Source organism: Algoriphagus ratkowskyi, assembly GCF_002150505.1.
Classification (GTDB): Bacteria; Bacteroidota; Bacteroidia; order Cytophagales; family Cyclobacteriaceae; genus Algoriphagus; species Algoriphagus ratkowskyi.
On record NZ_MSSV01000001.1, the window covers coordinates 50,939 to 63,511 of the forward strand.

At 41.2% G+C, this 12,573-nt stretch carries 11 protein-coding genes; 6 read left to right on the forward strand and 5 right to left on the reverse strand.

Features of this window, described 5'->3' with window-relative positions; translation table 11 throughout:
* Positions 1–150: 150 nt before the first annotated feature.
* Positions 151–912 carry a zinc-dependent peptidase gene (locus BVH02_RS00275; protein WP_223271780.1) on the forward strand — a complete coding sequence of 254 codons (762 nt, stop codon included), beginning with the start codon at positions 151–153 and terminating at the stop codon, positions 910–912.
* Here the strand turns inward: BVH02_RS00275 and BVH02_RS00280 are convergent.
* The 4 genes from BVH02_RS00280 to kduI all read right to left on the reverse strand — a co-directional run bounded on the left by BVH02_RS00280 (position 905) and on the right by kduI (position 5,227).
* Positions 905–2,308, reverse strand: coding sequence for a tagaturonate reductase (locus tag BVH02_RS00280; protein WP_086497738.1), 1,404 nt, complete (start codon positions 2,306–2,308; stop codon positions 905–907). The genes BVH02_RS00275 and BVH02_RS00280 overlap by 8 nt on opposite strands.
* Before the next feature lie 25 nt (positions 2,309–2,333).
* Positions 2,334–3,365, reverse strand: coding sequence for a LacI family DNA-binding transcriptional regulator (locus BVH02_RS00285; protein ID WP_086497739.1), 1,032 nt, complete (start codon positions 3,363–3,365; stop codon positions 2,334–2,336).
* 48 nt (positions 3,366–3,413) lie between these two features.
* Entirely contained in the window at positions 3,414–4,199 is a 786-nt protein-coding gene (locus BVH02_RS00290) for a gluconate 5-dehydrogenase (protein ID WP_086497740.1), read from the reverse strand.
* 188 nt (positions 4,200–4,387) lie between these two features.
* Complete coding sequence (kduI, locus tag BVH02_RS00295; RefSeq protein WP_086497741.1) at positions 4,388–5,227, reverse strand: 5-dehydro-4-deoxy-D-glucuronate isomerase; 840 nt, start codon at positions 5,225–5,227, stop codon at positions 4,388–4,390.
* 245 nt (positions 5,228–5,472) lie between these two features.
* Between kduI and BVH02_RS00300 the strand changes: the two genes are divergently transcribed.
* The 4 genes from BVH02_RS00300 (at position 5,473) to BVH02_RS00315 (ending at position 9,549) form a co-directional block, all read left to right on the forward strand.
* The gene (locus tag BVH02_RS00300) at positions 5,473–6,873 is read left to right on the forward strand and encodes a Gfo/Idh/MocA family oxidoreductase (RefSeq protein ID WP_394363976.1); all 1,401 of its coding nucleotides are present in this window, start codon (positions 5,473–5,475) and stop codon (positions 6,871–6,873) included.
* A 178-nt stretch (positions 6,874–7,051) separates the two neighbouring features.
* Complete coding sequence (locus tag BVH02_RS00305; protein WP_086497743.1) at positions 7,052–7,435, forward strand: VOC family protein; 384 nt, start codon at positions 7,052–7,054, stop codon at positions 7,433–7,435.
* A gap of 63 nt (positions 7,436–7,498) precedes the next feature.
* Positions 7,499–8,512, forward strand: a complete 1,014-nt coding sequence (yiaK, locus tag BVH02_RS00310) for a 3-dehydro-L-gulonate 2-dehydrogenase (RefSeq protein WP_086497744.1) — start codon at positions 7,499–7,501, stop codon at positions 8,510–8,512.
* A complete protein-coding gene (locus BVH02_RS00315) occupies positions 8,509–9,549 on the forward strand; it encodes a Gfo/Idh/MocA family protein (RefSeq protein WP_086497745.1) in 1,041 nt (346 codons plus the stop codon). The genes yiaK and BVH02_RS00315 overlap by 4 nt, the downstream gene beginning before the upstream one ends.
* On the opposite strand, the gene BVH02_RS00320 is transcribed toward BVH02_RS00315, so the two are convergent.
* Positions 9,546–11,192 carry a UxaA family hydrolase gene (locus BVH02_RS00320; RefSeq protein WP_086497746.1) on the reverse strand — a complete coding sequence of 549 codons (1,647 nt, stop codon included), beginning with the start codon at positions 11,190–11,192 and terminating at the stop codon, positions 9,546–9,548. The genes BVH02_RS00315 and BVH02_RS00320 overlap by 4 nt on opposite strands.
* Before the next feature lie 381 nt (positions 11,193–11,573).
* Here BVH02_RS00320 and BVH02_RS00325 point away from each other — a divergent pair, with 381 nt between their 5' ends.
* Positions 11,574–12,560 carry a TRAP transporter substrate-binding protein gene (locus BVH02_RS00325; protein ID WP_086497747.1) on the forward strand — a complete coding sequence of 329 codons (987 nt, stop codon included), beginning with the start codon at positions 11,574–11,576 and terminating at the stop codon, positions 12,558–12,560.
* The last annotated feature ends 13 nt before the right edge of the window (positions 12,561–12,573 follow it).

Consider the following 12,573-nt stretch of genomic DNA (forward strand, 5'->3'; position numbering starts at 1 on the left):
CATTGGTCTGTGTCTGCCTTGCAAGTAGGCATATCTCACAGACCGATTTAAATTAGGTACAAACCACCGATAGATTACCCTAGATAACCTTGCTATTAATTCTTATTTTGAGGGCAGTTACTGAAAAATAGCTGCCCATTTTATTCGCCTATGTTCTTACTTCATTCACTTTTATTTGAGATTTTCGAGTGGCTATCAGACGGAGTTGGCTATCTAAAAAGGAGAAAAATGACGAGTTCGGAGAAAGCAATTCTGGAAAATACTTTCCCATACTACCAGAGACTCAATCAAAAACATAAAGATGAGTTTGTGAGAAAACTGGAAATGGTATTAATTGGCAAATCTTTTATAGCTAGGGGAGATATCCGCGAAGTAACTCCAGAGATGAAAATACTCATTGGCGCAACGATTATAATGGTTACTTTTGGCTGGAAAGATCTTCGTCTGCTGCATTTCAAAAAGATCTTGGTCTATCCAAGTACTTACTATAGCACTATTTCAAAGCAGTATCATCGAGGTGAAGTTAATCCAAGGCATGGTATTATTGCGCTCTCGTGGAGTTGCTTCTTGGAAGGAATGGAGAATCAAAAGGATGGCGTAAATCTCGGAATCCATGAAGTTGCCCATGCATTGAAGCTGGAAAACCAAATTTACTACAATTCTGAAAGTGACTTTTTCAACCCAGAGGTTTATGACTCCTTCCAGCTATTAGCGAATAAGGAGATAGAAAAAGTAAAAGCCGGATACCTGACCGTGTTTAGGTCAAGTGCCGGCTTAAATGAAGATGAGTTTTTTGCGGTCGCGTTGGAAACTTTCTTTGAGAAATCGCATGAATTCTTTCAATACAACCCTGAATTGTACGGAACTTTAATTCGGTTGATGCGCCAAGATCCGCGGGTTTGGATTAAGTGAAAAGCAACCCATCCACCGCCTCCGTCACTGCGTCCACCAATCCATCATAAGCTCTCAAATCCTCCCCCCAATACGTTCTTTCGCTAAGCAGTTTGGCCACAGTCTCTTGAGTAGATCCAAGTGCCCAAGCTGAATTAAACTCAGTCATCAGCGTTGGATTGTCATTGACTGGAGTTTCTACTCCCTTATAATTTCCCTTGTAGAATACCAAGATCGCTGCAAATGAAAGAATCAGTTTCTCTGGCCATTCCTTTTTCAGTTCGTAATAGGCTAGGAGAGATGGTAGCACGCGAACTTTGAATTTGGAGATGCTATTCAGCGCAATAGACTTGAGTTCGTGTACGATAAATGGATTGGCAAATCGCTCCAAGACATCAGCTGCAAACTGCTCCAATTCTTCCTTGGGCATGTCTAGCGTAGGGATGATCTCGTTGTAAATAGCCTCTTTCAGAATCGCTCCGATTTCAGAATCTTCCACTGCCTCTCTTACAGTTCTAAGGCCTTTGAGATATCCATAAGGTACCATGGCCGTATGTCCTCCATTTAGGATTCTTACTTTTTGAGTTCGGAAAGGAGCAAGGTTATCCACAAATTTCACATTCAGCCCTGCTTTGTCCATCGGAAATTCTTCTTTCACAGTATCAGCTCCCTCAATTGCCCAAAAGTGATAAGGCTCCACTATCACAGCCATGTCATCTTTATATCCGATCTTCTCCTGAATCTCTTCAATAAAATCTTTTGGAAATCCCGGCACAATTCTATCCACTAGCGTATTGCAAAACGTATTGTGCCAATCAATCCAGTCTGAAAATCCCGCCGGCAATTTCCAGTATGAAATGTATTTCTGAATACAATCCTTCAGCGCTTCCCCATTTCCCTCGATCAATTCACAGGGAAGAAAAATTAATCCTTTGGAAGCATCTCCATTGAAAGTTTTGAAGCGGTGATAAAGCAAAGCTGTGAGCTTGCCAGGGAAAGTATTGGAAATACTGTCTGCTGAAGAATCGGTGGGTTCAAAGACAATTCCAGCTTCTGTAGTATTAGAAACTACAAATCTTAAATCTGGATTTTCACCGAGCTTCAGATATTCTTCATAGTCTTCAAAGACATTTGTAATCCCTGCCACACATGTAATTAGTGTTGTTTCCTGCACCAGTTTCCCATTTTTCAAGCCTTTCTCTATCACATGAAATAGGCAGTCCTGATCCTTCATAGGATTATTTGCGGACTTGCTATACACCTGGACGATGTGAATATCACCATTAAACACCTCAGCACGATTTGCCTTTTCAATCATCCAATCAGTAAATCCGCGTAGAAAATTCCCATTTCCAAATTGAAGGATTTTTATTGGGCGTGTTGAGGTGGTTAGCTTGGATTTGGAAAGAAGTTGCATGGAGAATTGGGTCTAAGTCGAGGTATTAATTTTCTTTGTTGATCGATGAATTCCGTATGATCAACTCAGGTTTAAGAATAGTTTTTTTCGGGATGATGCTTCCTTGATCCTTTTGGTTAAGGATTTCAAAAAAGGTTTCTGCAGTTATTTGCCCCATCGGAATACTTTTTTGATCCACGGTAGTTAATGTTGGCTCTGTGAAAGATGTAAATGGCTCGTTTCCAAAACCTACCAACTTTACATCTTGAGGAATATTTAAGCCATTCTCTTTTAACACCTGCATCGCTCCCATGACGGAATAATCTGAGGAAGAAAATACAGCATCAAACTCAATTTTCCTATCTAAAGTCTCCTGCATGATTCTTCTTCCATCTTCAAGCTGCATGTCACTAAAAAGTATCAATTCAGGATCTACGCCGATTCCATGTTTAAGTAAAGCATCCTCATAGCCTCTTTTGCGATCTTTATAGATGTTGATGTTTTGAGCACTTGTGAAATGTAAGATTCGTCTGCAGCCTTCAGTTATCAAGTGTTCAGTTGCTTGAAATGCGCCGTAATAATCATCAATGACTACCTGGCTGACATCCAAATCATTAGTCACTCGATCAAAAAGCACTAATGGAATTCCTTTTGAAATTATTTTCTTGAAATGATCGACGTTTTTTGTCGTCTTTCCCAGAGATGCAATTATGCCGTCCACCTGCACATTTAGCAAGGCTTCTATGGTTTGCTTCTCCTTTTCGAAGTCATCGTAAGATTGCGAAATCACCACTTTGTAGTTTAGCGAATTGGCAAATTCTTCAATTCCTCTGATAACTGAGGAAAAGAAATTTCTATTTGCTGTAGGAACTACTACTCCGATTAGCTTGCTTCTGCCGCTTCTAAGCGCTGCGGCAATATTGTTAGGCTGGTAGTTTAGGTCTTTTGCAGCTTTCAGTACTCTTTTCTTCGTAGCATCAGAGATTCTTGGATTGTCGTTCAATGCTCTCGATACGGTGGAAGCAGTTACCTTGAGTTTTTCAGCGATGTCATGAATGGTGGCTTTCCCGTTTCTCATTGCCTTGTTTAGTGTAGGAGAAAAATGATTGTTTAAAATCGAAGATAACTATTCACCCGCGGGTTTACCTAGTGTGGCGAGGATTCCCCCGTCAACATAGATTATTTGTCCGTTGACGAAATCGCTAGCGGAACTGGCTAAAAAGACTACTGCCCCTCCAAGATCGTCGGGGTTTCCCCAGCGACCAGCAGGAGTTCTATTTAGTATAAAGTCATTGAAAGGATGACCGTCCACACGGATCGGAGCGGTCTGCTCGGTGGCAAAATACCCAGGTCCTATGCCATTTACCTGAATGTTATACTTCGCCCATTCGGTCGCGAGATTTCTTGTCAGCATTTTCAAACCACCTTTAGCTGCTGCATAGGCACTTACTGTATCGCGGCCAAGTTCGCTCATCATGGAGCATATGTTGATAATTTTTCCTTGTCCATTTTTTACCATGGTTTTGGCTACTCGCTGAGATACTATGAATGGTGACACAAGGTCAATGTCTATCACTTTTCTGAAATCTTCCGGATCCATTTCTAAAGCTGGCACCCGCTGGATCATTCCAGCGTTATTAACCAGAATGGTTATGTCCCCTATTTCTGCTTCGATTTTAGAGATTGCCTTATCTACAGCTATGGCATCGCTGACGTCGAATAAATAAGAATGCACTGAGATTCCCTCGGAAGCATAATCTTTGATTGCGGCCTCCATTTTGGATGGCGTGTGTCCATTGATGACTAAGGTTGCGCCTTGATGTGCAAGTGCTTTGGTCATAGCCATACCTAAGCCATGTGTTGCTCCTGTGACTAGCGCGATTTTTCCTTTAAGGTCAAAATTAGGTTTCATGGATTTAACAAGTTTTTATAACAACAAAAGAAGCAGCTTTAAGGTGTGACTATGTCTTGATAGTTGTAAATGTAGAAGCATTATTTTTTTATTAAACTTCTAATTAATGTCGCTTAGGTCTTCAGTCTTCTAACCTTTTACTCAAAGAAAACAATGCAATTTGCATCCTTGAGGATAATCGGATTTAGTTATTTCAATTCAGAAGGCTTCACCATGTCCATGTCTCCATAATCCATGTTTTCACCAGCCATTCCCCAGATAAAAGTGTAATTGGAAGTGCCTGCTCCACTATGGATTGACCAGACGGGGGAAATTACAGCTTGATGATTTTTCAGCCAAATATGTCGAGTCTCGTCAGGAGCGCCCATAAAATGGGAAACCACATTTTCTTCTTTCAGATCAAAATAGAAATAAGCTTCCATTCTTCTATCGTGCACATGTGCTGGCATTGTATTCCAAACGGAGCCAGGTTTTAGCTCGGTCATTCCCATCTGTAATTGGCAGGTTTTTACAACGGAGTTAACAAGGAGCTTGTAGATCGTTCTATGATTTGAGTTTTCCAATGAACCAAGCGTGACCGTTTCTGCATCGGCTTGTGTGATTTTGCGTGTTGGGTAGGAGCAATGAGCAGGGGCAGAATTGAAATAGAGTAAAGTCCGACCATCAGAAGCAGGATGAAATACTACATTTTGAACACCCTTACCGATATAAAGCGCCTCTTTTCGACCCAAGCTTATTGATTCTCCATCCACTTCTATAATGCAGCTTTCGCCAACATTGATAATTCCTATTTCGCGTCGTTCTAAGAAGTAAGGTGATTTCAATTGATCGATAGTCTCCAGTTGCACAGGTTTATCAACTGGGTGTATTCCGCCTACGATCAGGCGATCTTCCATTGTATAGACACCAGTGATTTGATTTGGAACAAAAATATCTTCCAGAAGGTACTTTTCTCGAATTTCATCGGTGTTATAAATGCTGAAATCTTCTGGATGTGAAGAATACCGTGTTTGTATAGAAATGCTCATAATAGTTTGTGTAATCGGTTGCGCAATATATGGGATAATATATAGATAAAGAAAGAATTACGGATTTCATTGAAGGTTAACAATCAGCTTCGTTTTTGACTTTCAGGTAATTTAGAATCACTCAAATCAATGCTTTATTATGAATATTTTTTCGTTTCAATTTCTAATTTGTTATTAATCTGATTATCTATGCAATCGATTGTTTCATAAATTCTTTTAAACTTCTAACATAAACCACAAAATCTATGGATAATAAGTTTTCACGCCGCTCTTTTCTCTATGCCATTAGTATGCTGGGAGCAGGCGCGGCCATGCCGATTCCTGCTAATGCCTTTGGTAATAAGGAAAAACTTAGAGTTGTACTGGTCGGCACTGGTGTACGTGGTATTTCCTTTTGGGGCAAACGCCTTGTAGAACAATACCCTGACTTACTCGAATTTGTAGGGCTGAGCGATATCAACCCTGGCAGACTGGATTTTGCCAAAACATATATGGGAGTTTCTTGTCCTGTATTCATAGATTTTGATCAGATGATTTCTGAGACTAAACCTGACCTGATTATCGTCACCACGAAGGATTCCAATCACCACGAATTTATCATCAAAGGTCTGAATGCAAATATTGATGTTCTCACAGAAAAACCTTTAACGATTGATGAAACTAAAGCGCAGGCGATAATTGACGCAGAGAAAAAATCTGATAAAAATCTTATTGTTGGCTTTAACTACCGTTGGAGTCCATATATAACCAAAATTAAAGAGCTATTGAACAATGGTGAGATCGGAGAGATTACATCCGTAGATTTTAATTGGTATCTCAACAATCATCACGGTGCTTCATATTTCAGGAGATGGCATGGATTGATGGACAGCGGCGGATCTTTATGGGTGCACAAAGCAACGCATCACTTTGATTTGTTGAACTGGTTGCTGGATTCAGATCCTGTGGAGGTTTTTGCCTATGGGGATCTAGAGCATTACGGAAGTAATGGGCCTTTTAGAGATACAAATTGTCGTCCATGCGCACACAAAGCAGATTGCGCTTACTATTGGGACATCACCAAAAGTAAGCATGACATGGACCTATATGTGGCGAATGAACAGCATGATGGATATCTTAGGGATGGATGTGTGTATCGCCCGGAAATTGATATTTATGATAAAATGTCGGCCCAAATCAAATATGCCAACAACGCAGTGGTAAATTATTCTCTGACTACTTATTCGCCGTATGAGGGCTGGAAAATTGCTTTTAATGGTATGAAAGGTCGTATCGAAGCCTGGCTTGACATTCCTTTCATGAATAATGAAAGTATGAGTCAGGAGGAACTTCATGCAGCAGAAATGAACCAGAATTCTAATGAAGATATGATGTTTGAGCCTTTGGTACTTCATAAAAATTGGGAAGACTACAAGATCATTCAAGTGTCCAGCGAAAGAAGCGGCCACGGCGGGGGAGATAAGCGATTACATGATAAAATCTTTATAAATCCTGATGCAGCAGATCCGCTAAAGCATTCTGCAGGACTTCGAGATGGAGTTATGTCGGTACTTATTGGAGTCGCAGCGAGGAAAAGCATTACCTCCAATCAGCCTGTCAAAATCGCTGATCTCACTAGCATTAAGCCCACCGCGAACAGGACTTAATCTTCTTTTTTAGGTAAATCAAACAGCGGAGCTACAAACATGTCTCCGCTGTTTGCGTTTATTTGCCACTACATTTCCATATATCATTGCAATTTTGGATTGACATGAAGTTGTGCTCCGCTCTAATAAAATTAATTTAGCCAAATAGGATCTGAATAGAAAATAGAAAAACTATACAATGAAATTTGAACATTTTGCGCTTAATGTAAACGATGCTTCAGCAGCCTCACTCTGGTACGAGGAGAATCTTGGTTTGAAAGTAGTCAAGAAAATGACTGAGTCGCCATTCATGACTTTCTTGGCTGATGATAGCGGTACAGTGATGCTGGAGATTTACACCAATCCAAAAGGCGAAACCTTAGATTTTGATGCGCTACATCCACTTGCGGTTCATTTAGCTTTAGTGTCTGAAGATCCTACTGCGGATCGAGATCGATTAGTTGAGGCTGGAGCTCGAGTGATTACTGATGATGTTTTGCCTGATGGTTCTCAACTGGTAATGCTAAAAGATCCTTGGGGAGTAGCCTTACAACTTTGCAGAAGAGCAACACCAATGATTTAATTATCTCAATTTTAGTAGCAGAGCTTTTATAGTAGGCTTGAAACAAGTTATTATTGGAAACCCATGAACGATATTCTTATCCCATTTGAGGAGTTAGCAAAGGCACTTGAAAATATTCTATTAAAAAGAGGCTTCACAGCAAAACGGGCACAGCGCTGTGCTCATCTTTTCGCAAAAGCTGACCTTGATGGCGTGCGATCGCATGGGGCAAATCGCTTTTTACTTTTTCTGGATTTCATCAAAAAAGGCTTGGTTGACCCTGCTAAGGAACCAATCGCATTAAGCCAGCTTGCCATGTTTGAGCGCTGGGATGGTCAGTCTGGAGTTGGAAATCTAAATGCTGACTTTGCTATGAACCGAGCGATTAATCTTTCTAGGGAGTATGGAATTAGCTGCGTCACTTTACAGAACACAAATCACTGGATGCGCGGTGGAAATTTTGGATGGCAAGCTGTAGAAGAAGGTTGCATCGGAATTTGTTTCACGAATACGATTCCTAATATGCCGGCTTGGGGAGGAAGTGAACCTAAAATTGGAAATAACCCGCTCGTCATAGCGATACCAAGAGCAAATGGACCAGTAGTTTTGGATATGGCTTTTACCCAGTTTGCCTATGGAAAACTGAGTATCGCCAAAGCTAAAGGTGAGCAGATGCCGTATGAAGCAGGATTTGATACTGATGGCAACCTGACTAAAGATCCGGGAGCTGTAATCGATAATCTCTTAGGCCTACCGATTGGATTGTGGAAAGGCTCAGGTTTGAGCATGGTTTTGGACTTACTCGCAGCGGTACTTTCGGGAGGAAATGCTTCATTTGAAGTTGGAAAATCTGGTCACGAAAGTGCTGTTTCACAGGTATTCCTCTGCTTTGACCCGAAGAAGCTTGAACTCACAGATTGGATAGAAACCAAATCAGATGCCTTGATAGAAGACTTAAAAAGCTCAGCGACATTTATGGACAAATCAGTTAGATATCCGGGCGAAAATACCTTAGCAACACGAAATGTAAATCTTAAAACTGGGGTGCCGATCTCAGAGAAACTTTGGGCGGAATTACAAAATGAATTGGACTCATGACAAAACTTAAAATAGGAATAGTAGGGACTGGCGCTATCACTGGCAAACATGCCGATGCAATAGCTGAAATAGAAAATGCCGAATTGGTCGCACTTTGTAGCAGTTCATCGGAAAGAGCGCAAGCAGCAAAGGAGAAATTTGGAATTGATACTTACTCGGATATCTCTGCTTTTTTGACCCATCCCGAACTCGATATAGTGTGCATTTGCACTGCAAGTGGGCATCATATGGAAGCTGGATTATTGGCTGCCAAAGCAGGTAAGCATTTGTTGATCGAAAAACCTATTGAGATCAACCTTGGTAGAGCTGATCAGCTGATAGAAGCGTGTGAAAAATATGGTGTAAGGTTAGGGGTAATATTTCAAAATAGGTTTTCAGCTGACTACTTGAAGCTTAAAGCGGCGGTTCAAGAAGGAAGGTTTGGTAAGCTTCTCATGGGGAACGCACATGTGAATTGGTATAGAGCTCCGGAATATTACAGCGGCAGTCCATGGAAAGGCACCTTGGAAGGCGACGGTGGAGGAGCATTTATGAATCAAGGCATTCACACAGTTGACCTTTTACTGGACATTATGGGCGATGTGAAATCGGTTTTTGCAAAGGTAAAAACAGCACTTCATCCTATTGAAGGTGAGGATCTGGGCACTGCCTTGGTGACTTTTGAGAATAAGGCCTTGGGAAATATTACTGCTTCTACAGCGCTATATCCGGGCTTACCTGAGCGCTTAGAGATTTTTGGGAAATGTGGATCTGCCGTTTTGGAAGCTGGGAAAATAGTGCAATGGAGTATTCTAGGAGAGGAGCCAGAGCCGATCATTGCTGATTCCAATACTGGTTCAGGTGCCGCTGACCCGATGGCAATTGGTCATGGATTACATCGAGCACAGTGGGAGCATTATTTGAAGGCGGTAGAGAATAATGAGCCCTTGTTGGTAGAAGGAAATATGGCTCGAAAATCAGTTGAGCTGATCCGAGCCATCTATAAATCTTCAGAACTTGAGAAGGAAGTTGAGTTGCCTTTTGTAGATTATACTTAAAGCGAAACTCCTCTTTTCCATGGAATAAAGTCATCCTGGCCTAGTATCATAGCTTTGGATTTCTCTTCACCGCTTGCCACCTTAATTACTTTCTCTAGAATCTCTTCACCCATCTGCTGGATATTCTTCTCTCCTGAGATCACAAAGCCTGTGTTGATATCAATGATATCAGGCATGCGCTCAGCTAATTTGTGATTAGAGGAAATTTTAATCACAGGAGTAATCGGATTTCCGGTAGGCGTACCAAGACCCGTGGTGAAGAGAATCATATTTGCTCCAGCTCCGGCCATGGCCGTGGTGCTTTCCACGTCATTTCCGGGAGTACAAAGCAAAGTCAATCCTGGAGTGTTGACATATTCGCCATAGTCGAGCACATCAGTCACGGGAGAAGTCCCCCCTTTTTTTGCAGCGCCAGAGGACTTCATTGCATCTGTGATTAGCCCATCTTTTATGTTTCCTGGACTTGGGTTCATATCAAAACCAGACCCTGCAGCTTCAGCAGCGGCGGCATATAGACGCATCAATGTTGAAAAGCGCTCAGCTTTTTCATCAGAAACGCAGCGGTTTATAAGTTCTTGCTCTACACCACATAACTCAGGGAATTCAGACAAAATTGCTGTTCCGCCCAAGGCTACGACCAAATCGGCCGCGTAACCCACAGCTGGATTTGCAGAGATTCCAGAGAAGCCATCTGAACCGCCACATTCTAAGCCGACTACCAGTTTGCTCAGAGGGGCAGACTCTCTTGATTGCGTATTGGCTTCAGCCATACCGATAAAAGTTTCTTTGATAGCTCTGCTGAGTAATTTTTGCTCAGTTCCTTCTACTTGCTGCTCCAGTATGATCAATGGCTTATTGAAATTCGGGTTGATTAAGCGCAATTTTTCTTCCATATAAGAAGATTGTGCGTTTTGGCAGCCCAAGCTCAATATAGTAGCACCAGCCACATTCGGATTATTAATGTAACCTGCGATGAGAGCGCAAAGTGCCTGAGAATCTGTTCTAGTGCCTCCACATCCTAAATGATGATTTAAGAATTTGATTCCATCTATATTCTCAAAAAGTTTTTCTTCCGTTGTTTCTACCATAGTTTCTACAGAAACAGAGTCGAAAGCACGGGTCTGACCAGACTTATACAGATTTGCCATTTCCCGTACCATTTTCTTGAATGGATTTGGCTTACCAAAACCTAGTTCTTCGAGAAATGCATCCTTGATGATGTCCACATTTCTATTTTCGCAGAAAACCATAGGGATTACCAACCAATAATTTCCCGTTCCCACCTGACCATCAGGACGGTGAAAGCCCATGAACGTCCTGTCTTTGAATTTGCTGATGTCCGGTGCATCCCATTGATAATCACCCGTCTTTTCGCCAAAATCTTCAGCCTCATGAATTACATTTTGAGTGCTGAGCACAGCTCCCGAAGGAATAATAGAAAGTGCTTTACCTACGATCCCTCCATACATAAATACCTGATCGCCTTTTTTCAGTTCATTGATAGCAAATTTATGTTTTGCGGGGATACTTTCTTTGAGCGTGATAATTATTCCTTTGTGGTCAAAAGTCTCACCTGCTGAAAGGTCTTGTAAAGCAACTAGTACATTGTCTGTCGAGTGAATCTGTAGGGTTTTATGGTTCATTGGAAAAGGTTTATAGTCGGTGCAATCAGTTAGATGAAGGTTTGAGATTGAATGCAATAACGAAAATCGTTGGTTGATTTGAAACTATTGCAGAGTGGAACAAAGCCGAATTTGAGATTTTTGGAAAGTTTAGGATTTAAAATTAGGCTTTTTGTCCTAATTCTTTTCATTATCTAATTAGCTTTCTTGTCATATAACTAAATCGATTCCGTAAATCGACACGAACTATGAGTTCAGAAACAGCTATACTTGTGTAGTATGTTTTATTTTCAATAAACCCATGAGATTGAGTATGAAGAAAAACCTAAGCAATTGGAATGTCCCGATGACTATCGGAATAACCTACGAGATCCCATCTGAAAATTGAAAAAGAATAAACAGATGAAAATCCATAAACTTCAAATTCTTTCTTTTTGTGTTGTACTGACGCTATTTTTTTCTTGTCAGGGCACATCAGATAAGCGAATAATCAAACTCGGTCATGGCCTTGGGATCACACATCCAGTGCATGAAGCCATGCTTTTTTTAGCCGAAAAAGTAGCGGAAAAATCTGGCGGAAAAATGGTTGTGAAGATATATCCTAATCAACAATTGGGATCTGAGAGAGAGCTTGTAGAGCTTTTACAAATAGGAAGTCTAGGGATGACCAAAGTTTCCTCTGCAGCATTGGAAGGCTTTGCTCCCACGATGCAAGTTTTTGGAATGCCTTATTTATTTAGAGATGACGCCCATCAGCTTGCTGTTTTAGAAGGAGAGATCGGTAAAAAGCTTTTGCTTGATCCGCAGAAATTTTTGTTACGTGGTCTTTGCTATTATGATTCTGGGAAAAGAAGCTTTTATACTAAAACCAAACCCGTGGAAACTCCAGCAGACTTAGCTGGTCTAAAGATCCGTGTAATGGAGAGTAATACTGCTTCGAACATGGTGAAAGCCCTGGGAGGATCGCCTACACCGGTTTCTTATGGTGAACTGTACACAGCTTTGCAACAAGGGATCGTGGATGGAGCTGAGAATAATGCTCCAAGTCTATATACTTCCAAACATTACGAAGTATGCAAATATTATAGCATAGACGAGCACACTGCATTGCCGGATGTGATGATCGTGAGCACTAAAGTGTGGGAAAGTTTAAATGAGCAGGAGCAACAATGGCTTCAAGATGCTGCGGATGAATCTGCTATCTACGAATATAAAATCTGGGCTGAGGCTACTGAACATGCTTTAAGTGAAATGCAAAAAGCAGGAGTGATTATTTCTTATCCTGACAAGGAGCCATTTCGTCAAGCGGTAGAGTCTATGTACTCAGATCTAAAAGTGCAACAGCCAGAAATCTATAAAATTGTGGAGCAAATCCGCGCAGTAAAATAACAATCAACCCAAC

What these genes read in the sequence shown, in the direction of transcription:
- BVH02_RS00275 (WP_223271780.1), top strand. Translation starts at nt 151, where the DNA reads ATGTTCTTACTTCATTCACTTTTATTTGAGATTTTCGAGTGGCTATCA.
- BVH02_RS00280 (WP_086497738.1), bottom strand. Translation starts at nt 2,308, where the DNA reads ATGCAACTTCTTTCCAAATCCAAGCTAACCACCTCAACACGCCCAATA.
- BVH02_RS00285 (WP_086497739.1), bottom strand. Translation starts at nt 3,365, where the DNA reads ATGAGAAACGGGAAAGCCACCATTCATGACATCGCTGAAAAACTCAAG.
- BVH02_RS00290 (WP_086497740.1), bottom strand. Translation starts at nt 4,199, where the DNA reads ATGAAACCTAATTTTGACCTTAAAGGAAAAATCGCGCTAGTCACAGGA.
- kduI (WP_086497741.1), bottom strand. Translation starts at nt 5,227, where the DNA reads ATGAGCATTTCTATACAAACACGGTATTCTTCACATCCAGAAGATTTC.
- BVH02_RS00300 (WP_394363976.1), top strand. Translation starts at nt 5,473, where the DNA reads ATGGATAATAAGTTTTCACGCCGCTCTTTTCTCTATGCCATTAGTATG.
- BVH02_RS00305 (WP_086497743.1), top strand. Translation starts at nt 7,052, where the DNA reads ATGAAATTTGAACATTTTGCGCTTAATGTAAACGATGCTTCAGCAGCC.
- yiaK (WP_086497744.1), top strand. Translation starts at nt 7,499, where the DNA reads ATGAACGATATTCTTATCCCATTTGAGGAGTTAGCAAAGGCACTTGAA.
- BVH02_RS00315 (WP_086497745.1), top strand. Translation starts at nt 8,509, where the DNA reads ATGACAAAACTTAAAATAGGAATAGTAGGGACTGGCGCTATCACTGGC.
- BVH02_RS00320 (WP_086497746.1), bottom strand. Translation starts at nt 11,192, where the DNA reads ATGAACCATAAAACCCTACAGATTCACTCGACAGACAATGTACTAGTT.
- BVH02_RS00325 (WP_086497747.1), top strand. Translation starts at nt 11,574, where the DNA reads ATGAAAATCCATAAACTTCAAATTCTTTCTTTTTGTGTTGTACTGACG.